Here is a 25,062-nt window from a genome sequence, read left to right on the forward strand (position 1 = left end):
GGTGAGGACGGGGACGGGGGCTGATGGGCGTGTCGCACCTCGGCCAGTTCCTCCCGGCGCCGGTCCTCCGGCCGCTCGCCGCCGGGGACCCGCCCGCGCTCTCGGGCCACCGGATCATCGCGGTGCTCGGTGACGGCGCGCTCGGCCGGGTCTATCTCGCGTACGCCCCCGACGGCCGCCCCGTCGCCCTCACCGTGCCGTCACGGTCGGCCGCCGAGCGCCCCGGCTTCACCGCACGCCTCCACCAGGAGGTGCGGAGCGCGGGGCGCGTCCCCGCCGGCCCGTACACGGTCGCGGTACTCGGCAGCGGCAGCGAGGGCGACCGGCACTGGTTCGCCACCGCCTATCTGCCCGCGATCTCGCTGCGGGCCGCCGTCGACGGGGCCGGCCCGCTGCCGACCCGAACCGTGCTGCGGCTGGTCGCGGGCGTCGTCGAGGGGCTGCGGGTGGTCCACCACGCCGGGGTGGTCCACGGCGATCTGCGGCCCGCCCAGGTCCTGCTCACCGCCGAGGGGCCCGCGCTCAAGGGGTACGGGCTCACGCCGGTCGGCGCGGACCCGGCGGCCGGCGGTGGACCGGTCTTCCTCGCGCCCGAACAAGCCGACGGGAAGACGCCGTTGGCCGCCACCGACATCTTCGCCCTCGGCCAACTCGCCGCCTATGCGTCGATCGGCGCGGCGCCCTTCGGTCCGGGGGCGGCGGACGCGGTGCTGCCGCGGGTCCGGCAGGAGGAGCCGGACCTCAGCGAACTCCCGGGCGAACTGCGGGAGATCGTCACCCGCTGCCTGATCAAGGACCCGGCGCTGCGACCGTCGCCGGCCCAGATCGCCGCGATGTGCCGGCAGGCCGCCCCGATGTCGGCTCGCCGCTTCCACCGGCACCCCGCGCCCTGGCTGCCCGCCACCCTCGCGGCCGCGGTGGGCCCGGCCGCGCTTCCGCCGGCGCCTCCTCCACCGACCGCCGTGCCGTTCCATCCGGCCCCGCCGCTCCAGCCGGCCCAGCCGACTCGCCCCGTGCCGCCGGTGCCGCTCGCGCCCCCGGTCCCGGCCGCCGCGCCCCCCGGCGCCAGGCTTCCGCACGCTCTCCCGTGGGGGCCGCCGTACCGGCCGCACGGGCTGACCGTCCGACGGCCGAGGCGACGGACCTCGGTGCTGGTGGCGGCGGTGGCCGGCCTGGCGCTGGCCGTCACCGCGGGCGTCGTGGCGGCGGACGGACTGCGCGTGGACCAGCCGGCGCACGGCGAGGGAGCCGCCGCCGCGCCCGCCTCCTCGCTGCCGGCCGTACCCACCGCGCCCGCGGCACCCGCGCCGTCCCCCGCCGCGCCCGCGCCGTCCCCCGCGGCCCCGGGCGGCGGCGGCGCCACCGGATCGGCCCAGCCGTCCGGCCCGGTCGGCTACCCCGCGGTTCGGCTGCCGGCCGGTTACGCGCTGTCATGGCGGGACGGTCCGCCGGTGGCCCGCCCCGGCCCGTACAACGGCGACTTCGGCCTCACCCCCGCGGCCGACGCCTTCGTGGTCGACCCCCGCCGCGGCACCCTCGCGCCGCTCCCGCCCCGAGCCCCCGTCACGCCCGACGCGTGCCGGGCCGCGGCCCCCGGCGCCCAACTCGTCCGCAGCGCCTCGGTGTCGGCCGGCACACGGCTGTGCCTGCGCTCGGCGGACGGCGCCACCGCGGTGCTGACGATTCGTCAACTCCCCTCGTCACAGGGCGCGGAGCGCTACACCACGCTGGACGTCCTGGTGTGGCGGGTGGTGGGGGAGCGTGGGGAGCGTGGGGAGGGGGGACAAAACGTCCGAGAGTGATCAGTCGCGCACACAGCGGTCCGGCCCGACGTGGAATTCGGCGCAATTTTCTACGACTGTATAGCGCGAACGCCGCCCGGTCGCGTTTACTGATCCGCCCCGGGGGACGAGGGCCGAGACGCCCGGGAGCCAGTACGACTCAATGGGGTTGGAAGTACGTGGTGGTGGGGGATAGTCAGGTGCTCGACGACGACCGCTTCGGCAGGTCCGAGCGGCTGGGCGAGAAGGTAGTGCCGAGAGGCGCGGTGGTGTGCCTGCACGCCGCCGTGGCCAAGCTGCGCCGCGAACTCGCGGCGTACCGACCGGTGTTACCGGACCGCGCGGTCGCGGAGGACGAACTCGACGAACTGCACGCGCTGGCGGGGCAGGCCGTCAGGACCGGCTGCCCCGGGATCCTGGCGGACACCGAGCACCTCCGGCACTCCTTACTCCTGGTCACCGCCGCGCTCGGCTCGGTCAGCGCGCTGACCGTACCGCTGGACGCCGTGCGCGAGGCGGTGGAGACCCTGGCGCCGCCGTACGGCGGCCGGATGTGAGCTGACCAGACCTGACGTGACCTGACCTGGGAGCTGACAGGCCGGCTCCGGTCGGCGCCCGCGGGCCGAACCGCGCTCCCGGGCCCGAACCGGCCGCCGGGGCCGGCCGGTTCGCTCAGCCGACCGGCAGCCCGGTGCCGGCCCCGGCGGGGACCCCGGTGTCGGCGAGCGCCGCCGCCAGCCGGCGCGCCACCGCGAGCAGCACCGGCACCATCGCCTCCGTGGCGGCCTCGGTGAGCCGGCCGGCCGGGCCGGAGACCGAGATGGCCGCCGCGGTGGGGGCGTCCGGCACGCTGACGGCCAGACACCGCACGCCCAGTTCCTGCTCGTTGTCGTCCACGGCGTACCCGCGATCGCGGATCCGCTCCAACTCGGCGATGAAGAGGTCCGGTTCGGTGATGGTGTGCTCGGTCGCGGCCGGCATGCCGGTGCGGGCCAGCAGCGCGCGGACCTCCCCGGCCGGCAGGTCGGCGAGCAGCGCCTTGCCGACCCCGGTGGAGTGCGGCAGCACCCGCCGGCCGACCTCGGTGAACATCCGCATCGAGTGCCGGGAGGGTGCCTGCGCCACATAGACCACCTCGTCGCCGTCGAGCAGCGCCATGTTGGCGGTCTCGCCGGTCGCGTCGACCAGCTCCGCCAGATACGGCCGGGCCCAACTGCCGAGCAGCCGCGAGGCCCCCTCGCCGAGCCGGATCAGCCGGGGCCCGAGCGCGTACCGCCGGTTGGGCTGCTGCCGGACGTAACCGCAGGCCACCAGGGTGCGCATCAGCCGGTGAATGGTGGGCAGCGGCAGCCCGCTGGTCGCCGACAGCTCGCTCAGGCCGACCTCGCCGCCCGAGTCGGCCATCCGCTCCAGCAGGTCGAAGGCGCGCTCGAGCGATTGGACGCCCCCGGCGCGGTCAGCGGACACGGTGCCATCCCCTCGGTCGGTCGAGCCCCGGCGCGGCGGTGCGCGCGACTCGCCGGGGAGCCCGGCCCGGAAGCGCGGCGGCGCGCGAGGCGAGCGGAAGGTGGGTTTCGCTCCGTGGAATCCTACCGTCCTTGACGTGGGGCCGAACGCTCTCCACGATGGCCGTCGAAGGTGCCGTCAGTGGTGCCGTCGAAGGCGCTTGTCGAAGGTGTCGTCAACGATACGGCGAGGCGGCCGGAGAACCGGGGGGCGTACGGTGGCGGAGCCCGTGCAGGGCAGGCAGTTGGTGCGCTCGACCCGGGTGGTGACCCCGGACGGCGAACGTCCCGCCGCGATCGCGGTGACCGGCGGCACGATCAGCGCGGTGCTGCCGTACGACGCCCCGGTGCCGACCGGGGTCCGCCGCACCGACCTCGGCCACGATGTGCTGCTGCCCGGCCTGGTCGACACCCATGTGCACATCAACGATCCCGGGCGGACCGAGTGGGAGGGCTTCGCGACCGCGACCGCCGCGGCCGTGGCCGGCGGCATCACCACCCTGGTGGACATGCCGCTCAACAGCGTCCCGCCCACCACCAGCACCGCCCACCTCGCCGTCAAACGGGACACCGCCCGCGGCCGGGTGCACACGGACACCGGCTTCTGGGGCGGCGCCGTCCCCGGCAACACCGGTGAACTGCGGCCGCTGCACGACGCCGGGGTCTTCGGCTTCAAGTGCTTCCTGCTGGACTCCGGCGTCGAGGAGTTCCCACCGCTCGGGCCGGCCGAACTCGAAGCGGCCCTCGCCGAGACGGTCCGCTTCGACGGGCTGCTGATCGTGCACGCCGAGGATCCGGCGGTCATCGACGGCGCCCCGCGGCGCCCCGGGCGGCGGTACGCCGACTTCCTCGCCTCGCGTCCCCCGGTGGCCGAGGAGCGGGCGATCGCCGCGGTGATCGCGCTGGCCGGCCGGCTCGGTGCCCGGGTACACATCCTGCACCTGTCCTCCGCCGGCGCGCTGCCGCTGCTGGCGGCGGCGCGCCGCGAAGGGGTACGGATCACGGTCGAGACCTGTCCGCACTTCCTCACCCTGACCGCTGAGGAAGTGCCGGACGGGGCGACCGAGTTCAAATGCTGCCCGCCGATCCGGGAGGCCGCCAACCAGGATCTGCTCTGGCGGGCGCTGGCCGACGGGCTGATCGACTGCGTGGTCTCCGACCACTCGCCGTCGACCGTCGAGCTCAAGCACCGGGACACCGGCGACTTCGCCGCCGCCTGGGGCGGTATCTCCTCACTCCAGCTCGGCCTGCCCGCGGTCTGGACCGAAGCCCGCCGCCGCGGTCACACCCTCGCCGACGTCGCCCGCTGGATGTCCGCCGGACCGGCCCGCCTCGCCGGACTCGACGCCGTCAAGGGCGCCATCGCCGAGGGCTTCGACGCGGACTTCACCGTCCTCGCCCCCGAGGAGACCTTCACCGTGGATCCGGCCCGGCTGCGCCACCGCAACCCGGTCACCGCCTACGCCGGCCGCACCCTGTCCGGAGTGGTGCGCGCCACCTGGCTGCGGGGCCGGGTGGTGGCGCGGGACGGCGCGGTGGCGGGCGACCCCACCGGCCGGCTCATCGAACGGCCGGCCGGCGGGAACTGAGCGAGGACCCCGGACGGAGCCGGGCACCAGGTCAGCCCATCGGGGTCAGGCCGCGCGGCGCGCCTTGCGGCGGTGCGCCGCGATGATCTCCGCGTAGCGGCGGCCGCTGCCCTTGATGGTGCGCTGCTGCGAGGCGTAGTCGACGTGCACCAGGCCGAAGCGCTTGTCGTAGCCGTACGCCCACTCGAAGTTGTCCAGCAGCGACCAGGCGTAGTAGCCGGCCAGCGGCACCCCGCGGCGTACCGCGCGGGCACAGGCCGCCAGGTGCTCCTCCAGGTAGCGGGACCGGTCCGGGTCGTCCACCTGGCCGTCAGGGCCCACCGTGTCGTGGTAGGCCGAGCCGTTCTCGGTGACCAGGATCCGGCTCGCGCCGTACTCCTCGGAGAGCCGGACCAGCAACTGCTCCAGACCGTCGGCGTTGACCTCCCAGTCCATCGCGGTGCGGCGCACGCCCGGCAGGTACACCGACTTGGCGTGCGGCGCGGGGCCCGTCGGGTCGTCCGCGATGATCTGCCGGAAGTAGTAGTTCAGGCCCAGCCAGTCCAGCGGAGCCGCGATGGACTCCAGGTCGCCGTCCTTGATCGGCAGGTCGACGCCGTAGAGCTCGACCATGTCCTGCGGGTAGCCGCGCCCGTGGATCGGGTCGAGCCACCAGCGGTTGGTGTGTCCGTCGGCCCGCAGCGCCGCCGCCACGTCGGCCTCGCGGTCGGTGGCCGGCTCGCAGGGGCTGAGGTTGTTGACGATGCCGATCCGCAGGTCGGAGTGGGCCGCCCGCAGCGCCTGCACGGCCAGGCCGTGTCCGACGTGCAGGTGGTAGGAGGCGCGGACGGCCGCGGTGAGGTCCGTCCAGCCGGGCGCCATGGTGCCCTCCAGGTGGCCGATCCACGCCGAGCACAGCGGCTCGTTGAGGGTCGCCCAGTCCTTCACCCGGTCGCCGAGCGCCTGGCCGACCACGGCCGCGTACTCGCCGAACCGCTCGGCGGTCTCCCGCTCGGGCCAGCCGCCGCGGTCCTGCTGGGCCTGCGGCAGGTCCCAGTGGTACAGCGTCGCGTTGGGGGTGATGCCCGCTTCCAGCAGCCCGTCGACGAGCCGGTCGTAGAAGGCGAGTCCTGCCGCGTTCACCGCGCCGCCGCCGCCGGGGATGATCCGCGGCCACGCCACGGAGAAGCGGTAGGCGTCGAGGCCCAGCGCCTTGATCAGCTCCAGGTCCTCGGGTACGCGGTGGTAGTGGTCGCAGGCGACGTCGCCGGTGTCGCCGCCCGCGACCTTGCCGGGGGTGTGGGAGAAGGTGTCCCAGATGGACGGGGCCCGGCCGTCCTCGTCCACCGCGCCCTCGATCTGGTAAGCGGCGGTGGCCGCGCCCCAGATGAAATCGGCGGGAAGAGCGCTCAGGTCGTTCACAAGTTACCTTTCGGTGGGGTTACTTGACGGCGCCGGCGGTCAGTCCGGCGACGAGGTAACGCTGCAGGGCAAGGAATCCGGCGACCACAGGCAGGCTCACGACGAGCGAGGCGGCCATGACCTGGTTCCAGTAGACGTCGTTCTGTGTGGCGTATCCGCGCAGGCCGACGGCGAGCGTGCGGGTGCTGTCGTTGGTCATGATGGAGGCGAAGAGGACCTCGCCCCAGGCCGTCATGAACGCGTAGACGGACACCGCCACGATGCCGGGGATGGCGGCCGGCACCACGACCCGGAACAGCGCGCCGAACGGGCCGCAGCCGTCCACCTTCGCAGCCTCGTCGAGGTCGCGCGGGATGGAGTCGAAGTACCCGACGAGCATCCAGATCGAGAAGGGGAGCGAGAAGGTGAGGTACGTGATGATCAGGCCGAGCCGGCTGCCGTAGAGCTGGATGCCGGTGGAGTTCCCGATGTTGACGAAGATGATGAACAGCGGCAGCAGGAAGAGGATGCCGGGGAACATCTGCGTCGACAGCACGGTCACGGTGAAGATCTTGCGACCGGCGAACCGGTAGCGGCTGACGCCGTAGGCGGCGAAGATCGCCACCGCGACGGAGAGCACTGTCGCGCTCACCGAGACGATGAGCGAGTTCATGAAGTAGTGCGCCAGCGGCACGGTCGACCAGATGTCGATGTAAGGCCTGATGGTCAGACCGCTGGGTATCCACTTGAACGTGCCCTGCACGTCCTGGAGTTTCTTCAGCGAGGAACTGAGCATCACATAGACAGGGATGAGCACGAACAGCAGCAGCAGCGTCAGGATGACGCGCCGGGTCCACAGGAAGGACTTCGGCGCGGCCATCGGTGACGGCTCTACGGGGATCCTAGGCATCGGGTTCGCCCCGCTTCCTCGTGAGCAGCAGATAGATCGCCGTCACCACCAGCAGGAAGAGCAGCAGCAGCACGGACATGGCGGAGCCGGAGCCGAAGTTCCAGGTGATGAACGACGACTGGTAGATGTGGATGGAGATCAGGTCGGCGGCGTGTGGCGCCGATTGACCGAACATCACATACGGGGTGTTGAAGTCGTTGAACGTCCACAGGAAGAGGACCAGCACCAGCACCTGGTTGACCGGGCGCAGCGACGGCATGGTGATCTTCCTGATCTGCTGCCAGATGCCGGCGCCGTCCATCGCGGCGGCCTCGTAGAGCTCGCGCGGGATGTTCTGGAGTCCGGCCATCAGGCACAGGAACGCGAACGGCCAGCCCTTCCACACCGAGACGATGACCAGCGCCCAGAAGCTGTTGGGACCGATCAGCCAGAACGGCTTGTCCGAGGTGAGGTGGAGCTGGTCGTGCAGTACGTGGTTCACCAGGCCGGTGTCCTGCTGGAACATGAACGTCCAGGTGATCACCGCGGTGTAGACCGGCAGCGCGTAGGGCACCAGGAAGATCGCGCGCAGCAGGGCGCGGCCGCGGAAGGCGTCCTGGAGCAGGATCGCCGCGGTGGTGCCGATCAGCCAGCAGAAGGCGACGGACAGCAGGGTGAAGCCGCAGGTCACCCAGAACGAGTGCAGCAGCGCCTGCCCGACGGGCTGGTTGAACTTGACCGCCAGCTTGTAGTTGTCGAGACCCGACCAGGGCGCGCTGCCCCAGTCCCGGATGAAGAACTGGGTCAGCCCTTTGAAGCTGATGACGATGCCGAACACCATGGGGACCAGGTGGATCAGCAGTTCGAGGATCAGCGCGGGGAACAGCAGCAGGTACGGCAGGCCGATCTGGCGCAGCCGGACGGGGATACGCGGCCGGAGCCGGCCCCCGGCAGCGGGCTTGCCGCTGGGGGGACCGGCCTCGGGAGCGCTCCGAGGAGGGGCGGTGGCAGTCATGGAGAGCCGATCCTTACGACGCGGGCATCTGCTGCTGCGCCTTGGTCAGCGCGGCCTTGACGGAGTCGTCCGTGACGCTCTTGCCGGCCGCCGCGTCGGCGAAGAGGTCCTTCACCGCGGTGCCGACCAGGGTCTCGAACTGGCTCTCGTTGGGCACCTGGGGCAGCGGGGCGGCCGAGCTGCCGAGCACACCGGCGAGGACCTTCAGGTCGGGGGTCTGGAAGGCGGCGTCGCTCTGCGCCTCCTTGACCGGCGGCAGCGAGCCGTAGGTCCCGTTGAGGATCTTCTGCTCGGGCGTGCTGGTCAGGAACTTGACGAGCTGGACCGCCGCGGCCTGGTGGCTGCTGTTCTTGAAGACCGCCAGGTTGATGCCGGCCACCATCGAGGTGACGCCGGCGTCGCCGGTGGCACCCTCGGTCTGCGTCGGCACCGGCACCACGCCGTACTGGTCGGGCGTCATGCCGTGCGCCTTGATGGAGGTCGCGGCGGACTGCCACATCATCATCGCGGCCTTGCCGGTGGCGAAGTCGGTGATGGTCTGGTTCTGCGCGTACTCCGCGTCGCCCTTGGCGGCGATCTTGTCGGCGGCGATGAAGTCGACGTACTGCTTGACCGCGGCGACGTTGGCCGGGGTGTCGAAGGTCGCCTTGCCGGACGCGTCGAACCAGTCGGAGCCGCGCTGCTTGGCGAGCACGAAGGCGTGGTGGATGTTCTCCGAGCCGTTGCCGCCCTCGACCGCCAGGCCGTAGTGGCCGTCCTTGGTCAGCGCCTTGCCGTCGGAGACGAGCTGGTCCCAGGTCTTCGGCGGGGTCAGACCGGCGTCCGCGAACTGCTTCTTGTTGTAGTACAGGCCATACGCCATCGAGTACAGCGGCACCGCGGCGGGGTCCTTGCCGGCCTCGCCGGCCGAGGCGATGGCGGCGGGCGCGAAGCGGTCCTTGCCACCGATCTTGTTGAAGTTCGCGGTGTCCCACGGCAGCAGCGCGCCGGTGGCCTGGAGGGAGGCCGACCAGGTGTTGCCGATGTTCAGGACGTCCGGGCCCTGGCCGGAAGTGGTCGCCGCCAAGATGCGGTTGAGCAGGTCCGCCCAGCCTACGACCTCCAGCTTGACCTTGATGCCGGTCTGCTGGGTGAACTTGTTCAGCTCGGGCGTGAGCACCTGCTTGTCGTTGTCCAGGCTGGTGCCCTGGTTGCTCGCCCAGTACGTGATGGTCTGGCCCTTGAGACTGCCGGCGTCGCCGGAGCTCTTGCCGCTGTTGTCGTCGCTCGAGCCGCCGCCGCAGGCGGACAGGGTGAGACCCAGCGCGGCCACGAGGGCGGTGGCCGCGAGGAGTCTGCTGGAGGTGCTGGAGGTGCGCATACCGGTTCCCTCTCAGGGGGTGGGATCGCTTCAGGAAGTGAACAGCGCCTGTGCCTTAATTCAGGCCGTGATTTAACTTGTGAGAAAAGGTGGCGTCAAGACCCTGTGCAGCGATAGATTTCCGACGGACGGCCTGGAGGGGAGACTTGATGGCGGAGCGCGGCAAGCGGACCGTGCGTGACCTGCGGCGGGGCAACCGTGCATCGCTTCTGCGTCATTTGTATTTCGAAGGCCCTCTCAGCCGTCAGGAGTTGGGTCGGGACACCGGCCTGAGCGCCGGTTCGATCAGCAACGTCGTGGGTGAGCTGATCGCCGACGGCATGGTCGAGGAGGCGGGCGCCGTGGAGTCCGACGGCGGCCGGCCGCGGATCCTGCTCCAGGTCGCCCCGCTCTACGGCTATGTCATCGGCGTTGACGTGGGCGAAACACGGGTCAGGGTGGAGCTGTTCGACCTCGCCCTCACCGAACGGGCCTCCGCCGACCTGCCGCTCTCCGACAGCGGCCACGACGTCGACCACGTGGTCAGGCTCGCCCTCCAGGGCATCGAGTCGGTGGTCCGCGAGGCGGGCGTCGACGAGGACGAGGTGCTCGGCGTCGGTATCGGCGTGCCCGGCATCGTGCAGCAGGGCGACGACGCCCGGGGCGCCGGCCGCGCCCCTGGCGATGGCGCCGGCATCGTCGTGCACAGCCAGACCATCGGCTGGGACGCGGTGCCGTTCGGCCTGCTGCTGCGAGCCGGCACCACGCTGCCGCTCTTCGTCGACAACGGCGCCAAGACCCTCGGCCAGGCCGAGATGTGGTTCGGCGGCGGCCGCGGCTCCGGCAACGTGGTCATCGCGCTGATCGGCTCCGGTGTCGGCGCGGCCGTCGTCGCCGACGGCAGTCCGTACCACGGCGCCAGCAGCAGCGCGGGCGAGTGGGGCCACACCACTCTCCAGGTCGGCGGACGCGTCTGCCGCTGCGGATCCCGCGGCTGCCTGGAGGCGTATGTGGGCGCCGAGGCGCTGCTCGGCCGCTGGCACGCCGCGCCCGAGGGCGTCAGCGAGGAACTGGGGCTCGCCGCCCTGCTCGGCGCGGCGGACACCGATCCCGAGGCGGCGGCGCTGCTCGCCGAGGCGGCCGAGTACCTCGGCGCGGGCATCGCCGACCTGATCAACCTCTTCAACCCGCAGCGCATCGTGATCGGCGGCTGGGCCGGGCTGCTGCTCGGCCCCCGGCTGCTGCCCGCCGTCCGGGAGGTCGCCGCCGCCTACGCGCTGCACCACCCCTGCGCGCAGACCTCCATCGAACTCGGCCGGCTCGGCGCCGACGCGGTCACCGTGGGCGCGGCCACCCTGCCGCTGGCCCGCTTCCTCGACACCGGCGGCGAGCGGGCGGTACGGGTCCCGGCCCAGGACGGCGGCCCCGACGGCGGCCGGCCCGAGCGGCCCGACGCCCTGCGGAACCGAATCGCCCGCGCGGTACGTTGATCCCTTTGACTCGGTATGCCCCGCCCGCGTGTGACCTAGGAGCCCGCTGTGACCCTGCAGCAGCAGATCGTCGGCAACGCCATGCAGATGGCCGTCTGTACGCTCAACCCCGGCCAGACGGTGTACTGCGAGGCGGGCAAGTTCCTCTTCAAGACCTCCAACGTGGCCATGGAGACCCGGCTCGGCGGCCCCGGCAACCGGCAGGGCGGCGGCGCCCCCGGCCAGCAGGGCTCCGGCGGCATGGGCGGACTGCTGCGGCAGGCCATGGGCACCGCCATGCAGGTCGGCCAGCGCGCCCTGGCCGGTGAGTCGCTGGCCTTCCAGTACTTCACCGCCTCCGGCGGCGAGGGCACGGTCGGCTTCGCCGGGGTGCTGCCCGGCGAGATGCGGGCCCTGGAACTCGACGGATCGCGCGCCTGGTTCGCCGAGAAGGACGCCTTCGTCGCGGCCGAGGACAGTGTGCAGTTCGGCATCGCCTTCGCCGGCGGCCGGCAGGGCATGAGCGGCGGCGAGGGCTTCATCCTGGAGAAGTTCACCGGCCGGGGCACCGTGATCATCGCCGGCGCGGGCAACTTCATCGACCTCAACCCGGCCGACTTCGGCGGCCGGATCGAGGTGGACACCGGCTGCATCGTCGCCTTCGAGGAGGGCGTCCAGTACGGCGTGCAGCGCATCGGCGGCCTCAACCGCCAGGGCATCATGAACGCCGTCTTCGGCGGCGAGGGCCTGTCGCTGGCCACCCTGGAGGGCAACGGCCGGGTGATCCTCCAGTCCATGACGATCGAAGGCCTCGCCAATGCGCTGCGCAAGGCCCAGGGCGGGGACAAGCAGGGACCGACCGGCGGCCTCTTCTCGACGCACACGGGCTGAGCGGGGCCGCGACACACCTGGGTTGAGCGGCCCGCGGCCCGGCGGGATCCGGGGTGCGGAAGTGATCGACATCACACCGTCATCGGCTGGGCCGGGGTCCGCGTGGAGGCACGTCGCGGTCTACGCGGAATGAATCGGGGGCCCCAGGGGGCCCATGCTCCCCTGAAGTCACGGTGAGGTGACGCTGCCGTCCGGGCGCCTGTCACGGGCGCCCACTGCGAGTAACGTGCTGACCCCGAGCAGCGCGACACAGCGCCGCACCCCGCCGCGCAGACCCCGAGGAAGGTGGGCGATACGCCGTGTACCGCTGGGAGACCACCCGGGCCGCACTGGCCCAGCGGGTATTCGCCACCATCCGCAGCGAGAGCTACGACCAGGCCGCGGCGACCGCCGACACCCTGCTGTCGGCCGGGCTGACCACCTTGGAGATCTCCCTCACCACGCCCTTCGCCCTGGAAGCGGTCACCACCCTCGTCCGCGAGGTCGGCGACGACGCCGTGATCGGCGCGGGCACCGTACTGGACGAGGTGTCCGCCCGGATGGCGATAGAGGCGGGCGCCCGCTTCCTGCTCTCGCCCAACCTCGACGAGCAGGTGCTGCGCACCGGCCACCGCTACGGCATCCCGGTCTTCCCCGGTGTCGCCACCCCCACCGAGGCGGTCCGGGCCATGGAGCTGGGCGCCGACGCGCTCGCCCTCTACCCGGCCACCGCCTACACCCCGGACTGGGTGGTCGACCTGCGCGCGATCATCCCGCAGGTCGCGCTGCTGCCCATCGGCGGCATCACCGTCGCGGCCGCCCCCAGCTGGGTCGCCGCGGGCGCCGTCGCGGTCGGCATGGGCTCGGCGCTCACCGACGGCGACCGGGAGACCGTCACCAAGCGCCTCACCGAGCTGCTCGAACGCCTCGCCGACGTGCGCTGATCCGGTCCCGCCGCTGGCGGTCCGGCCGCGCTGCTCACCCGTTCGGCCTAGTTCTTGCGGTGGACGCGGTACGGCGGTGGCCGTGGCTACGGTGAACTCGGGGGCGCCACAGCGGGAGGAGGGGGAAGCAGATGAGCGTCAGCGAGATCATCGATCTGGCGGGCTACGGGCAGGAGTTCGTCACCGATCCGTACACCGTCTACGGCCGGCTGCGTGCACAGGGGCCGGTGCATCACGTCAACACGCCCACCAGCGGCGAGATGTGGCTGATCGTCGGTTATGAGGAGGCGCGCGCCGCCCTCGCCGACCCCCGGCTCAGCAAGGACTGGCGGACCGTACTCGACGATCCGCAGGACATCTTCACCATCAGCGCCAACATGCTGGAGTCCGACACCCCGCGCCACACCCGGCTGCGCAAGCTGATCGCCCGGGAGTTCACCTCCCGCCGGATAGAGGCGCTGCGCCCCCGCGTCCAGGAGATCACCGACCGGCTCCTCGACCGGATGCTGGTGGCGGACCGCGCCGACCTGATCGAGGCGCTCGCCTTTCCGCTGCCGATCACCGTCATCTGCGAACTGCTCGGCGTGCCCGACCTGGACCGGTCCACCTTCAGCGCGCTGTCCCGCAAGGTGATGGGCGAGAGCGAGAGTTACGACGAGGAGGCCCGCGCGGCGAAGGAGCTCAGCACCTGTCTGGCCGGCCTGATCGAGGAGAAGCGGCGCGACGGCCCGCGGGAGGACCTGCTGAGCGCCCTCATCCGGGCCAGGGACGAGGAGGGCGATCAGCTCTCCGCCGAGGAACTGGTCGGGATGGCCTTCCTGTTGCTCGTCGCCGGCCACGAGACGACGGTGAACCTCATCGCCAACGGTGTGCTCGCGCTGCTCCGCCACCCCGACCAACTCGCCGCCCTGCGCGCCGATCCCGGACTGATGGACGGCGCGATCGAGGAGATGCTGCGGTACGACGGGCCGGTGGAGCGGGCGACCTACCGCTTCACCCGGGAGCCCACCGAGATCGGCGGCTGCCTGGTGCCGGCCGGCCAGGTCGTCGGGGTCGTCCTCGCGGCCGGCGACCGTGACCCGGGGCGGTACGCGTCGCCGGACACCTTCGACATCCGCCGGGACACCCGGGGCCATCTCGCCTTCGGCCACGGCATCCACTACTGCCTGGGCGCGCCGTTGGCCCGGATGGAGGGCCGGATGGCGATCACCTCCCTGCTGGCCCGCTGCCCCGAACTCGCTCTCGACGGCGAACCGGGCCAACTGCACTGGCGGTCGAGCCCCCTGATGCGCGGCGTCCACCGGCTCCCGGTGCGGTACTAGGGCGTGGTTTAGAAGTAGCGTCGTCCGCCCGCAGGGCGGGGCTCACGGCGTCTGGTGCGTGCGATCGCAAGGCGGAGGGTCGTCCTTGTAGTGGGCCTACTCGGACGAGCCCGACAACGCAGCGAGCGTGCGTGCCAGACGCCGTGAGACTGGGGGCACCTCCCAGCGGTAGCTGGGGGAGGGACTTCTAAAACACGCCCTAGCCCACGACCGGACCGCGCCGTCCCGGGCGCGGGACTGGACGGGGCTGGACGGGGCTGGGCTGGGCTGGACGGTGGCGAACGGAGCTGACGCGGGCCGGGATCGTCCTAGACTCACGGCGGGGGCCGAGCGGTCCTCCGCCGTGATCCCGCCAGGAGGCAATCCGTGTCCGTCGTCGCCGTACCCGGCTCGAAATCGGTGACCGCCCGCGCCCTCTTTCTCGCCGCCGCGGCGGACGGAGTGAGCACACTGCGCCGACCGCTGCTCTCCGACGACACGGACGGTTTCGCGGCCGGCCTGACCGGCCTCGGGTACGACGTCGAGCGTGGCGCGCAGGCGTGGCGCATCACCGGCCGCCCGGCCGGCCCCGCGGTGGAGCGGGCCGATGTCTACTGCCGGGACGCGGCCACCGCGGCCCGCTTCCTGCCCGCCCTCGCCGCCGCCGGCACCGGCACCTTCCGGTTCGACGCCTCCGCGCAGATGCGCCGGCGGCCCGTCGCCCCGCTCACCGAGGCGCTGCGCTCACTCGGCGTGGACCTCACCCACGAGGAGGCACCGGGCCACCTGCCGCTGACCGTCGTCGCGGCCGGCATCAAAGGCGGCGCCGTCGACCTCGACGCGGGCCTGTCCTCCCAGTTCCTCACCGCGCTGCTGCTCACCGGTCCACTGACCGCCGAGGGCCTGCGGATCCGGGTCACCGACATCGTCTCGGCGCCGTATGTCGAGATCACGCTGGCGATGATGCGCCGCTTCGGCGCCGAGGTGACCCGCGACGGCGACACCTTCGTGGTGCCGCCCGGCGGCTACCGCGCCACCGACTACCCGATCGAACCCGACGCCTCCACCGCGAGCTACTTCTTCGCCGCCGCGGCGCTGGCCGGGCGCAGCGCCACCGTGCCGGGACTCGGCGCCGACGCCCTCCAGGGCGATCTGCGCTTTGTCGACGTGCTGCGGCGGATGGGCGCCGAGGTCGAGATCGGCCCGGACGCGACCACCGTCACCGGCACCGGCCGGCTCTCCGGTGTCACCGTCAATATGCGGGATATCTCCGACACCATGCCCACGCTCGCCGCGATCGCCCCCTTCGCCGACGGCCCGGTGCGGATCGAGGACGTCTACAACACCCGGGTGAAGGAGTGCGACCGCCTTGAGGCGTGCGCGGAGAATCTGCGCCGCCAGGGCATCCAGGTCGAGACCGGCCGCGACTGGATCGAGATCCGGCCCGGCACCCCGGCGCCGGTGGAGATCGCCTGCCACGGCGACCACCGCATCGCGATGAGCTTCGCCGTCGCGGGCCTGCGCACCCCCGGCACACGCTTCGACGACCCGGCGTGCGTCAAGAAGACGTTCCCCGGCTTCCACGCGTTCTTCGCCGACGTGCGCGCGGAGTGGGGCGTCTAGGGCCTCTGGGCGGTTCTTCGGCCGCCGCCGGCCGGCGCGATCGCCGCTTCCGGACCGGTGGGCGGGGCCCTCACGCGCCCGGCGGACGACGCCGGGACACGTACAACTCTTGTACGCCGTAGGCCAGTTGGCACCGACCGGGCGCGTGGCCGAGCGACCCCGGCCGGAAAGCCGCCGCCGGCCCCGGTGCGCACCGGTTGTGCCCGCCGTACCCCTGGCCGGAGAGCGGCCCTACCCCTTGACGGATACTTGGGCCGCCGGGATGGTCGCTCGAAGCGCTTTACAGCTCAGGTGGCGCAGTATCCCCGGTGGCACCAGGAACAGCACGGAAAGGCAGGCACGTGGCGAAGGCAGGGTCGGGAAGGACGGGACGACCGGGGCGCGGCGGCCCACGGCGGACGCTCGTCGTGGTGCTGGCGGCGGTGCTGGGCGCGACGGCGCTCGCCGGCTGCAGCAGCACCGGCGGCAAGCGGGCCGAGGACCGGGCCAACAGGCTCGCCGCCAACGGCTCCGCCGTGAACACCCCGCACTGGACGTTCGCCATGGTCACCCACTCGGGAGCCGGCGACACCTTCTGGGACATCGTGCAGAGCGGCGCCAAGCAGGCGGCCGCCAAGGACAACATCAAGTTCGTCTACTCCAACAGCGACCAGGCCAACGAGCAGTCCCAGCTGGTGCAGGCCGCCATCGACAGCCATGTGGACGGACTGGTCGTCACCCTCGCCAAGCCCGACGCGATGAAGACCGTGGTGGCCCGCGCCGAGCGGGCCGGCATACCGGTGATCACCATCAACTCCGGGTCCGAGGAGTCCAGGAAGTTCGGCGCGATCACCCACATCGGCCAGGACGAGACGATCGCCGGCCAGGCGGTCGGCGACGAACTCGACAAGCGCGGCAAGAAGCACGCCCTCTGCGTCCTGCACGAGCAGGGCAATGTGGGCCACGAGCAGCGGTGCGCCGGCGCCAAGGCCCACTTCTCCGGCCGGATGGACAACCTCTACGTCAACGGCACCAACATGCCCGATGTGCAGTCCACCATCCAGGCCAAGCTCCAGGCCGACCCCAGCATCGACGCGGTGGTCACCCTCGGCGCGCCCTACGCGGCGACCGCCGCGAAGGCCAGGGACGAGGCCGGCTCCAAGGCCGAGATCGACACCTTCGACCTGAACGCCCAGGTCGCCACCTCGCTCAAGAACGGCACCATCGGCTTCGCCGTCGACCAGCAGCCCTACCTCCAGGGCTACGAGGCGATCGACCTGCTGTGGCTCTACCGCTACAACGGCGACACCCTCGGCGGCGGCCAGCCGGTCCTGACCGGCCCGCAGGTCGTCACCAAGGACAGCGCGGACGCCCTCCTCGCCTACACCAAGCGGGGGACCAGGTGACCGGCCTCACCGCGGACGAGCGGCTGGCCCCGTCCTCGATCGCCCGCCGGGTGCTCGGGCGCCCCGAGGTGGGCGCGGTGGTCGGCGCCGCGGCCGTCTTCGTCTTCTTCTCGATCGTGGCCGACCCGTTCCTCCAGACCTCCAGCCTCGGCACCGTGCTGTACGCGTCCTCGACCCTCGGCATCATGGCGGTGCCGGTGGCGCTGCTGATGATCGGCGGCGAGTTCGACCTGTCGGCCGGCGTCATGGTCACCAGTTCCGCGCTGATCTCGTCGATCTTCAGCTTCCAGATGACCGCCAACGTCTGGGGCGGCGTCGGCGTCTCGCTGCTGGTCACCCTGGCGCTCGGCGCGTTCAACGGGATCATGCTGGTCCGCACCAAGCTGCCCAGCTTCATCATCACGCTGGGCACCTTCCTGATGCTGGCCGGACTGAACCTCGGCCTGACCAAGCTGATCAGCGGCACCGTCTCCACCAAGTCCATCGGCGACATGGAGGGCTTCCCGGCCGCCCGGGACGTGTTCGCCTCGCACTGGACGATCGGCTCGGTCGACCTCCAGGTGACCATCCTGTGGTGGCTCGGCCTGGTCGCGGTGGCCACCTGGGTGCTGCTGCGCACCCGGATCGGCAACTGGATCTTCGCGGTCGGCGGCAACGCCGCCGCGGCCCGGGCGGTCGGCGTCCCGGTCGCCCGCACCAAGGTCGGGCTCTACATGGCGGTCGCCTTCTGCGCCTGGGTCTCCGGGCAGCACCTGCTCTTCTCGTTCGACGTGGTGCAGTCGGGCGAGGGCGTCGGCAACGAACTCCAGTACATCATCGCGGCGGTCATCGGCGGCTGTCTGATGACCGGCGGCTACGGCAGCGCCATCGGCGCGGCGGTCGGCGCGCTCATCTTCGGCATGACCGACAAGGGCATCGTCTACGCCCAGTGGAACCCGGACTGGTTCAAGTTCTTCCTCGGCGCGATGCTGCTGCTCGCCGCCCTGCTCAACGCCTGGGTCCGCAGGCGTGCGGAGGCCACCTGATGAGCACCCCGACCGTCACCGCCGCCCCGCTGGTCGAGCTGACCGACGTCGCCAAGTCCTACGGGAACGTCCGGGCGCTGCGCGGTGTGTCGCTCGAAGCGCATCCCGGCGAGATCACCTGTGTCCTCGGCGACAACGGCGCGGGCAAGTCCACCCTGATCAAGATCATCGCCGGACTGCACCCGCACGACTCCGGCAGCCTGCGGATCGAGGGCGAGGAGGTACGGCACAGCTCGCCGCGCCAGGCGCTCGACCGCGGCATCGCCACCGTCTACCAGGACCTGGCGGTGGTCCCGCTGATGCCGGTGTGGCGGAACTTCTTCCTCGGCTCGGAGCCCACCAAGGGGCGCGGCCCGCTGCGCCGGCTCGACGTGGCCGCGATGCGGGCCACCACGCACGCGGCGATGCTGCGGATGGGCATCGACCTGCGGGACGTCGACCAGCCGATCGGCACCCTTTCGGGTGGCGAACGCCAGTGCGTGGCCATCGCCAGGGCGGTCCATTTCGGGGCCAAGGTCCTGGTCCTCGACGAGCCGACCGCCGCACTCGGCGTCAAGCAGTCCGGAGTGGTGCTGAAGTATGTGGCCGCGGCCCGCGACGCGGGACTCGCCGTCGTGCTGATCACCCACAATCCGCACCACGCCTACCTGGTCGGAGACCGATTTGTGCTGCTGAAGCGTGGCGCGATGGCGGGCAGCCACCTGAAGAAGGACATTACCCTTGACGCGCTGACCCGGGAGATGGCCGGTGGCAGCGAGCTCGACGAGTTGACGCACGAACTGAACCGCACGACCGCCGTGACCAGCGGTGAAGACCCGGGTGCCGGCACCGGCCCGAGTGGTACGCCCCCTGTCAGCACTGACCCGGAGACCATCGCTTGAGTGCCAATCGTGAACGTGTCTACCGCGGCGGCGCCGCCCGGGCCACGGTGTGGCAGAACGTCGGGGTACGCGACCGCCGGGAGCGGCGCTCCCACCTGACCGCCCCCCGCGTCCCCACCGTCGGCATCGACATCGGCGGCACCAAGGTGATGGCCGGGGTGGTGGACGCCGACGGCACGATCCTGGAGAAGATCAGGACCGAGACCCCGGACAAGTCCAAGAGCCCCAAGGTCGTCGAGGACACCATCGTCGAGCTGGTGCTCGACCTCTCCGAGCGGCACGACGTGCACGCCGTCGGCATCGGCGCCGCCGGCTGGGTGGACGCCGACCGCTCCCGGGTGCTCTTCGCCCCGCACCTGGCCTGGCGCGATGAACCGCTGCGCGACCGCCTCGCCGAACGGCTGCTGGTGCCGGTGGTGGTCGACAACGACGCCAACGCCGCCGCCTGGGCCGAGTGGCGCTTCGGCGCGGCCCGGGGCGAGAGCGATCTGGTGATGATCACCCTCGGCACCGGTATCGGCGGCGCCATCCTGGAGGACGGCCGGGTCAAGCGGGGCCGCTTCGGGGTGGCCGGCGAGTTCGGCCATATGCAGGTGGTGCCGGGCGGCCACCGCTGCGCCTGCGGCAACCGCGGCTGCTGGGAGCAGTACAGCTCGGGCAACGCCCTGGTCCGGGAGGCCCGGGAGATGGCGGTGGCCGACTCGCCCGTCGCGTACGGGATCGTGGACCGGGTGGGCGGCAGCATCCGCGACATCACCGGACCGCTGATCACCGAGCTGGCCCGGCAGGGCGACGCGATGTGCGTCGAGCTCTTCCAGGACATAGGGCAGTGGCTCGGCGTCGGCCTCGCCAACCTGGCCGCCGCCCTCGACCCCTCCTGCTTCGTCATCGGCGGCGGTGTCAGCGCCGCCGACGACCTGCTGATCAATCCGGCCAGGGACGCCTTCCGGCGCAACCTCACCGGCCGCGGCTACCGGCCCGAGGCACGGATCGTCAAGGCCGAACTGGGACCCGAGGCGGGGATGGTGGGCGCCGCCGACCTGGCCCGGCTGGTCGCCCGCCGCTTCCGCCGGGCCAACCGGCGCCGTGTCGAGCGGTATGAGCGCTACGGTCGGGCGTACGGACGGCAGGAGGCCGATTCGTGACGACCGCCCCCGACCACCGCACCGCCCCCGACCACCGCACCGCCTCCGACCACCGCACCGCCTCCGATCACCGCATCGCGACCGCGGAACCGGACCGGCCGGCCCACCCAACCGGGTCGGCCGACCGGGCCGACCCGACCACCACCAGCGGGCAGGCAGAAGTGATGAAGCCCCTCGCCACCGTCACCACCGTCCCTTCCCTCGACCCCACCGACCCCGACGACCCCGCCGCGCCCGTCAACGCCGCTGACCCCCGGTACCTCACCGACCAGCGCCGCGACTCCCGCGAGGCCCCGCCCTGGGTGCGCTGGACCGTGCTGCCGCTGCTGGTCCTCGTCCCCATCGGATACGTGCTCATCTCCGCGGAACAGAGCCGTGACAGCGGCGAGAGCAAGCAGCAGGAGGCCGCCGCCCGCCACCTCACCCTCGCCGCGCCGAGCGCGCTCCAGCAGCGCATCTACCAGGTCGCGTTCCCGCCCGGCGCCGTCCGTCCCGGCTACCTGGAGACCAACTCCTGGGACGTCAGCGTGCTGTACGCGCAGTTCACCACCACCGCGGGCGGCCTCGACACCTTCCTGGCGAAGATCGGCACCAGCCGTCCCGCGCTCAGCACCGGCCGGCCCGCCATCACCCCCGCCCAGGCCAGGGCGGTCGGCTGGAACTTCGCGGTGCCCCGGCCGTACGCCGGGGTCGCGCTCCACCAGGCGGGCGACAAGCCGGACCACTCCATCGCCGTCGATCTGACCTACCCCGACACGCCGACGGTCTACGTCGTGTCCACCGTCAACTTTCAGCATGGCTTCGGGGGCGGGTGACCCCACCCCCGCCTTCACTCGATAGCGTGAGGCGATGAGCGAGACGACCGACCAGGCCGCCCCGGCGTACGACACGTTCAGCGACGGGTACGACGACCGTGACGACCTGTTGCAGCCCCCGCTGCAATACCGCTTCGACGGCCCCGACGACGCCCCGGTGCTCGTGCTGGGTCCGGCGCTCGGCGCCACCTGGCACATGTGGGACCGCCAACTGCCGCTGCTCAGCGGCGACTGGCGGGTGCTGCGCTACGAGCTGCCCGGACACGGCGGCGCGCCCGCCGACCCCGCCTACTCCGTCGACGACCTCGCCAGGCGGCTGCTCGCCGTCCTCGACGACGAGGGCATCGACGGCTTCGGCTACGCCGGCTGCGGCCTCGGCGCGGCCATCGGCGCCCGGCTGGCCCTGCTGCGGCCCGACCGGGTGGCCGCCCTCGCGCTGGTCTCGGCCGCCGCCCGCTACGCCACCGCCGACGCCTGGCGCCAGCGCGGTGTGCTGGTCCGCGCCAACGGCCTGGACCGAACGGCGCTGGCCACCCCCGAGCGCTGGTTCACCGAGGCGTTCCTGGCCACCCAGCCGGCGATCACCGAGTGGGCGGTGCAGATGGTCAGGAGCACCGACACGGCCTGTTATGTCGCCGCCTGCGAGGCGCTGGCCGCCTTCGACATCCGGGAGGCGGTCGGCGAGATCACCGTGCCGACGCTGGTGGTGGCCGGCGCCGACGACTCCGAGACCCCGCCCGCCGACGCCCGGCTGCTGGTCGCGGGCATACCCGACGCACGGCTCGCGGTCGTCCCGGCGACCGGGCATCTGGCGCCCGTCGAGGAGCCCGCGGCCGTCGGCGACCTGCTGGCCCGGCACTTCCGGGCCGCCTGGACCGATCACACCCAGGCCCCGGTGCCCTTCGCCCCAGCGCCGCCGCCGGTCACCCCGCGCGCCGCCGCGCCCGGCGCGGCGGCGGCCGGTCCCGACCGGTACGCCGAGGGGCTGCGGATCCGCCGCGAGCTCACCGGCGACGCCGCCGTGACGGAGGCGCTGGCCCGCGCCGAGGACTTCGGCGCCGACTTCGACGCCTTCGCCACCCGCTACGCCTGGGGCGAGGTCTGGGGCAGGCCCGGTCTCGACCGGCGCACCCGCAGCCTCCTCACCCTCACCGCGCTGACCGCCCTCGGCCAGCTCGGCGAACTGGCGGAACACACCCGGGCCGCGCTGCGCAACGGTCTGACCCCGGCCGAGATCGAGGAGACGCTGCTGCACACCGCCGTCTACTGCGGGCTGCCCGCGGCCAGAGCCGCGATCGATACCGCCAGGACGGTGGTCCAAGAGCTCACCGGGGGGAAGGAGTAGCGAGCCACGGGAACGAGCTGTGGACGAGCCGGTGGGAACCTCGGGAGCAGCGGGAGACCCCGGCGACCCTGGAGCCACCGGAGACACGGCAGCCATAGGAGGATGACGGGATGAAGCTGACCAAGAAGCGGCACGCCTGCGTACGGCTGGAAAAGGACAACCGCACCCTCGTCATCGATCCGGGCGTCTTCAGCGAGGAGGACGCGGCGATCGGCGCCGACGTCATCCTCGTCACCCATGAGCACCCCGACCACTTCAACGAGGAGCGGCTGCGGGCCGGCCTCCAGTCCAACCCGGCCGCCGAACTGTGGACGCTGGCCAGCGTGGCCGACAAGCTCTCCGCCGCCTTCCCCGGGCGAGTGCACACGGTCGGCCACGGTGACGCCTTCACCGTCGCCGGGTTCGACGTCCAGGTGCACGGCGAACTGCACGCCGTGATCCACCCCGACATCCCCCGGATCACCAACGTCGGCTATCTGGTGGACGGCTCGGTCTTCCACCCCGGCGACGCGTTCACCCTGCCCAACCACCCCGTCGACACGCTGATGCTGCCGGTGCAGGCACCCTGGAACAAGATCTCCGAGGTGATCGAGTACGTCCGCGAGGTCAAGCCGAAGCGCGCCATCGACGTCCACGACGCGCTGCTCACCGACCTGGCCCGGCCGCTCTACGACCTCCAGATCGGCAACCTCGCCGGCGCCGACCATCTGCGGCTGACGCCGGGCGACGGCACCGAGGTGTAGCCGCCGGGCCGCGGGCCGGGACGGGGGCCGGGAGGGGGCCCGGGCCGCCACCGGGGGCACCGCTGTCGGACCCACCCGCTAGGTTGTCAGGCATGCGGATCGCCACCTGGAACGTCAACTCGATCACCGCCCGTCTGCCGCGCCTGCTGCCGTGGCTGGAGAGCAGCGGCACGGACGTCCTGTGCGTCCAGGAGACCAAGTGCACCCTTGAGCAGTTCCCGCACGCCGAGCTGCGCGAGCTGGGTTACGAGGCGGCGGTGCGGGCGAGCGGGCGGTGGAACGGCGTCGCGGTGATCTCCCGGGTCGGCCTGGCGGACGTGGTCGACGATCTGCCGGCCGCCCCGGAGTACGACGGGGTGGTGGAGCCGCGGGCGATCGCCGCCACCTGCGGTCCGGTCCGCGTCTGGTCGGTCTACGTGCCCAACGGCCGCGAGGTGGGACACCCGCACTTCGGCTACAAGCTTGGATGGCTGGAGGCCCTGACGGCGGCCGTCTCCGGGGACGCGGCGGGGGAGCGGCCCTTCGCCGTCCTCGGGGACTACAACGTGGCGCCCACCGACGACGACGTCTTCGACCCGCGGTTCTTCGAGGGCCTCACCCACGTCACCCCCGAGGAGCGGGACGCGCTCGCCGCGCTGCGCGGCACCGGACTGACCGATGTGGTCCCCCGCCCGCTGAAGTACGACCACCCCTACACGTACTGGGACTACCGCCAGCTCGCCTTCCCCAAGAACCGCGGCATGCGGATCGACCTGGTCTACGGCAACGAACCGTTCGCCAAGGGGGTCTCCGACGCGTACGTGGACCGCGAGGAGCGCAAGGGCAAGAGCGCCTCGGACCACGCGCCGGTGGTCGTCGATCTGGACCTCTGAGGACGGGCCGGCCGTCGCCGAGCGGTGCGGGACGGCGCGCCAAGGTCACATACCGGCGACGGTCGGGGCGGCCCGGGCCCCGGCGGTGGTCGGCCGCGGTCCGAGGTGCCAGGCTGGGCGCCATGGAAATCTCCCAGGACGCCACCGGTATCGACGAACTCCTCGCCGAGTGCGAGCTGCTGCGGGCGCGGGCCGCCGCCGAAGGCGTGGAGCTCGACGGCTCCGAGGGTTCGCTCTCCGCCCTGGACCAGCTCGTGCCGAGCTGGCGCGACGACCCCGAGACGCTGACCTGGCTGGGCAACGACGCGGGTCTCTACCTCGGCACGGTCATCGTGCTCACCGTGCCCGGCGCCGCCTGGCAGATCTGGCCCGACGGCCACCCGGTGGTCCGGCTCGCCTCCGGCCGGGAGATCGACCCGGTGGAGCTGGGCCACGACTGGGCCGAGAACGGCTCCCCCGAACTCTCCCAGGTCCTCGCCGAGGCTTCCGAAGACTAGCCGGGCCTAACCGGGCCTAGGCCGTGTCTGACAAATCCCGCCTGCCCCGCGACGCCTGGCACGCACGCTCGCTGCGTTGTCGGAGTCGTCCGAGTAGGCCCACTACGAGGACGACCCTCCGCCTTGCGAGCGCACGCACCAGACGCCGCGGGCCCCGCCCTGCGGGCGGACGACGCTATTTGTCAGACACGGCCTAGTCGCGCCTGGCCACGCGCAACCCCGCCCAACCACGCCTCGGCCGGGGAACAGCCGGCGACAAGCTGGCAGGCGGGTGTGTGCCGTCACCACCGCGGGGGACCGCCACGGGCGTGTCAGCCGCGGATCTCCCGGCCCGGCGCCCCACCATGTGCATGATGGGCGCCGAACGCACCCACCAGCTTGTACCGGAGGCACCACGTGGACTCCCTTCAGCAGCTGCCGAACATCGGGGCGGTGCTCGCCGACCGCCTGCGCCGAGCGGGCGTCGGTGACGCCGTCGAACTGCGCCGCCTCGGCTCCGGCCGGGCCTTCGAGAAGATCAGCCCCGACCTGCCCGCGGACGCCCGTACCCACACCCTGCTGGCCCTGGAGGGCGCGCTGCGCGGCATGCGCTGGACCGCGATCCCGCAGACCGAACGCGACACCCTGGTCCACCGCGTCCTGGGCTGAC

General features: G+C 72.3%; 23 protein-coding genes. 18 read left to right on the forward strand and 5 right to left on the reverse strand.

Annotated elements, in window-relative coordinates:
* Positions 1 to 23: 23 nt before the first annotated feature.
* Together OG519_RS27555 and OG519_RS27560 are read left to right on the forward strand one after the other, a co-directional pair.
* Positions 24 to 1,802, forward strand: coding sequence for a protein kinase domain-containing protein (locus OG519_RS27555; protein WP_405589273.1), 1,779 nt, complete (start codon positions 24 to 26; stop codon positions 1,800 to 1,802).
* A gap of 179 nt (positions 1,803 to 1,981) precedes the next feature.
* Positions 1,982 to 2,338, forward strand: coding sequence for a DUF5955 family protein (locus OG519_RS27560; RefSeq protein ID WP_405589275.1), 357 nt, complete (start codon positions 1,982 to 1,984; stop codon positions 2,336 to 2,338).
* A 115-nt stretch (positions 2,339 to 2,453) separates the two neighbouring features.
* Here the strand turns inward: OG519_RS27560 and OG519_RS27565 are convergent, their stop codons facing one another.
* On the reverse strand, positions 2,454 to 3,248 hold the full coding sequence (locus OG519_RS27565) for an IclR family transcriptional regulator (protein WP_405589277.1): 795 nt from the start codon (positions 3,246 to 3,248) through the stop codon (positions 2,454 to 2,456).
* 256 nt (positions 3,249 to 3,504) lie between these two features.
* Between OG519_RS27565 and allB the strand changes: the two genes are divergently transcribed.
* Positions 3,505 to 4,875 carry an allantoinase AllB gene (gene allB, locus OG519_RS27570; protein WP_405589280.1) on the forward strand — a complete coding sequence of 457 codons (1,371 nt, stop codon included), beginning with the start codon at positions 3,505 to 3,507 and terminating at the stop codon, positions 4,873 to 4,875.
* Between the two features lie 45 nt (positions 4,876 to 4,920).
* On the opposite strand, the gene OG519_RS27575 is transcribed toward allB, so the two are convergent.
* Genes OG519_RS27575 through OG519_RS27590 form a run of 4 tightly spaced genes read right to left on the reverse strand, consistent with a single transcriptional unit; the run spans position 4,921 to position 9,519 of the window.
* Positions 4,921 to 6,276 (reverse strand): GH1 family beta-glucosidase, encoded by a 1,356-nt coding sequence (locus tag OG519_RS27575; protein ID WP_405589283.1) that lies wholly within the window; start codon positions 6,274 to 6,276, stop codon positions 4,921 to 4,923.
* Between the two features lie 19 nt (positions 6,277 to 6,295).
* A complete protein-coding gene (locus tag OG519_RS27580) occupies positions 6,296 to 7,135 on the reverse strand; it encodes a carbohydrate ABC transporter permease (RefSeq protein WP_405589286.1) in 840 nt (279 codons plus the stop codon).
* A gap of 22 nt (positions 7,136 to 7,157) precedes the next feature.
* Positions 7,158 to 8,159 carry a carbohydrate ABC transporter permease gene (locus OG519_RS27585; protein ID WP_405589289.1) on the reverse strand — a complete coding sequence of 334 codons (1,002 nt, stop codon included), beginning with the start codon at positions 8,157 to 8,159 and terminating at the stop codon, positions 7,158 to 7,160.
* Between the two features lie 13 nt (positions 8,160 to 8,172).
* On the reverse strand, positions 8,173 to 9,519 hold the full coding sequence (locus tag OG519_RS27590) for an ABC transporter substrate-binding protein (protein WP_405589292.1): 1,347 nt from the start codon (positions 9,517 to 9,519) through the stop codon (positions 8,173 to 8,175).
* 149 nt (positions 9,520 to 9,668) lie between these two features.
* On the opposite strand from OG519_RS27590, the gene OG519_RS27595 reads away from it, so the two are divergent.
* The 15 genes from OG519_RS27595 to OG519_RS27665 all read left to right on the forward strand — a co-directional run bounded on the left by OG519_RS27595 (position 9,669) and on the right by OG519_RS27665 (position 25,061).
* Positions 9,669 to 10,988: an ROK family transcriptional regulator gene (locus OG519_RS27595; RefSeq protein WP_405589295.1), complete on the forward strand. Its 1,320-nt coding sequence runs from the start codon at positions 9,669 to 9,671 to the stop codon at positions 10,986 to 10,988.
* Positions 10,989 to 11,036: 48 nt separating this feature from the next.
* The gene (locus OG519_RS27600; protein WP_405589297.1) at positions 11,037 to 11,858 is read left to right on the forward strand and encodes an AIM24 family protein; all 822 of its coding nucleotides are present in this window, start codon (positions 11,037 to 11,039) and stop codon (positions 11,856 to 11,858) included.
* 299 nt (positions 11,859 to 12,157) lie between these two features.
* Positions 12,158 to 12,781, forward strand: coding sequence for a bifunctional 4-hydroxy-2-oxoglutarate aldolase/2-dehydro-3-deoxy-phosphogluconate aldolase (locus tag OG519_RS27605; protein ID WP_405589300.1), 624 nt, complete (start codon positions 12,158 to 12,160; stop codon positions 12,779 to 12,781).
* 131 nt (positions 12,782 to 12,912) lie between these two features.
* A complete protein-coding gene (locus OG519_RS27610) occupies positions 12,913 to 14,103 on the forward strand; it encodes a cytochrome P450 (RefSeq protein WP_405589303.1) in 1,191 nt (396 codons plus the stop codon).
* A 366-nt stretch (positions 14,104 to 14,469) separates the two neighbouring features.
* The gene (aroA, locus tag OG519_RS27615; RefSeq protein WP_405589305.1) at positions 14,470 to 15,705 is read left to right on the forward strand and encodes a 3-phosphoshikimate 1-carboxyvinyltransferase; all 1,236 of its coding nucleotides are present in this window, start codon (positions 14,470 to 14,472) and stop codon (positions 15,703 to 15,705) included.
* Between the two features lie 413 nt (positions 15,706 to 16,118).
* Positions 16,119 to 17,090 (forward strand): sugar ABC transporter substrate-binding protein, encoded by a 972-nt coding sequence (locus tag OG519_RS27620; protein WP_405593059.1) that lies wholly within the window; start codon positions 16,119 to 16,121, stop codon positions 17,088 to 17,090.
* Positions 17,087 to 18,115 (forward strand): ABC transporter permease, encoded by a 1,029-nt coding sequence (locus OG519_RS27625; RefSeq protein ID WP_405589308.1) that lies wholly within the window; start codon positions 17,087 to 17,089, stop codon positions 18,113 to 18,115. The genes OG519_RS27620 and OG519_RS27625 overlap by 4 nt, the downstream gene beginning before the upstream one ends.
* Positions 18,115 to 18,996, forward strand: coding sequence for an ATP-binding cassette domain-containing protein (locus tag OG519_RS27630; protein ID WP_405589311.1), 882 nt, complete (start codon positions 18,115 to 18,117; stop codon positions 18,994 to 18,996). Before OG519_RS27625 ends, OG519_RS27630 begins: the two co-directional genes overlap by 1 nt.
* Positions 18,993 to 20,141 carry an ROK family glucokinase gene (locus OG519_RS27635; RefSeq protein WP_405589314.1) on the forward strand — a complete coding sequence of 383 codons (1,149 nt, stop codon included), beginning with the start codon at positions 18,993 to 18,995 and terminating at the stop codon, positions 20,139 to 20,141. Before OG519_RS27630 ends, OG519_RS27635 begins: the two co-directional genes overlap by 4 nt.
* Positions 20,138 to 20,956 carry a hypothetical protein gene (locus OG519_RS27640; protein WP_405589317.1) on the forward strand — a complete coding sequence of 273 codons (819 nt, stop codon included), beginning with the start codon at positions 20,138 to 20,140 and terminating at the stop codon, positions 20,954 to 20,956. Before OG519_RS27635 ends, OG519_RS27640 begins: the two co-directional genes overlap by 4 nt.
* Before the next feature lie 34 nt (positions 20,957 to 20,990).
* Positions 20,991 to 22,301 carry an alpha/beta fold hydrolase gene (locus OG519_RS27645; RefSeq protein WP_405589320.1) on the forward strand — a complete coding sequence of 437 codons (1,311 nt, stop codon included), beginning with the start codon at positions 20,991 to 20,993 and terminating at the stop codon, positions 22,299 to 22,301.
* A gap of 110 nt (positions 22,302 to 22,411) precedes the next feature.
* The gene (locus OG519_RS27650; RefSeq protein ID WP_405589323.1) at positions 22,412 to 23,044 is read left to right on the forward strand and encodes an MBL fold metallo-hydrolase; all 633 of its coding nucleotides are present in this window, start codon (positions 22,412 to 22,414) and stop codon (positions 23,042 to 23,044) included.
* Between the two features lie 92 nt (positions 23,045 to 23,136).
* Positions 23,137 to 23,916 (forward strand): exodeoxyribonuclease III, encoded by a 780-nt coding sequence (locus OG519_RS27655; protein WP_405589325.1) that lies wholly within the window; start codon positions 23,137 to 23,139, stop codon positions 23,914 to 23,916.
* 122 nt (positions 23,917 to 24,038) lie between these two features.
* The gene (locus tag OG519_RS27660) at positions 24,039 to 24,413 is read left to right on the forward strand and encodes a DUF6278 family protein (protein ID WP_405589328.1); all 375 of its coding nucleotides are present in this window, start codon (positions 24,039 to 24,041) and stop codon (positions 24,411 to 24,413) included.
* A gap of 396 nt (positions 24,414 to 24,809) precedes the next feature.
* Positions 24,810 to 25,061, forward strand: coding sequence for a TfoX/Sxy family DNA transformation protein (locus OG519_RS27665; protein ID WP_405589331.1), 252 nt, complete (start codon positions 24,810 to 24,812; stop codon positions 25,059 to 25,061).
* The last annotated feature ends 1 nt before the right edge of the window (position 25,062 follow it).

This window comes from Streptomyces sp. NBC_01190 (genome assembly GCF_045039895.1).
Taxonomy (GTDB): Bacteria; Actinomycetota; Actinomycetes; order Streptomycetales; family Streptomycetaceae; genus Actinacidiphila.

Excerpts from the sequence above, each read along its gene's own strand:
- OG519_RS27555 (WP_405589273.1), top strand. The coding sequence starts at position 24 with ATGGGCGTGTCGCACCTCGGCCAGTTCCTCCCGGCGCCGGTCCTCCGG.
- OG519_RS27580 (WP_405589286.1), bottom strand. The coding sequence starts at position 7,135 with ATGGCCGCGCCGAAGTCCTTCCTGTGGACCCGGCGCGTCATCCTGACG.
- OG519_RS27585 (WP_405589289.1), bottom strand. The coding sequence starts at position 8,159 with ATGACTGCCACCGCCCCTCCTCGGAGCGCTCCCGAGGCCGGTCCCCCC.
- OG519_RS27590 (WP_405589292.1), bottom strand. The coding sequence starts at position 9,519 with ATGCGCACCTCCAGCACCTCCAGCAGACTCCTCGCGGCCACCGCCCTC.
- OG519_RS27595 (WP_405589295.1), top strand. The coding sequence starts at position 9,669 with ATGGCGGAGCGCGGCAAGCGGACCGTGCGTGACCTGCGGCGGGGCAAC.
- OG519_RS27610 (WP_405589303.1), top strand. The coding sequence starts at position 12,913 with ATGAGCGTCAGCGAGATCATCGATCTGGCGGGCTACGGGCAGGAGTTC.
- OG519_RS27630 (WP_405589311.1), top strand. The coding sequence starts at position 18,115 with ATGAGCACCCCGACCGTCACCGCCGCCCCGCTGGTCGAGCTGACCGAC.
- OG519_RS27645 (WP_405589320.1), top strand. The coding sequence starts at position 20,991 with ATGAGCGAGACGACCGACCAGGCCGCCCCGGCGTACGACACGTTCAGC.
- OG519_RS27650 (WP_405589323.1), top strand. The coding sequence starts at position 22,412 with ATGAAGCTGACCAAGAAGCGGCACGCCTGCGTACGGCTGGAAAAGGAC.
- OG519_RS27655 (WP_405589325.1), top strand. The coding sequence starts at position 23,137 with ATGCGGATCGCCACCTGGAACGTCAACTCGATCACCGCCCGTCTGCCG.
- OG519_RS27660 (WP_405589328.1), top strand. The coding sequence starts at position 24,039 with ATGGAAATCTCCCAGGACGCCACCGGTATCGACGAACTCCTCGCCGAG.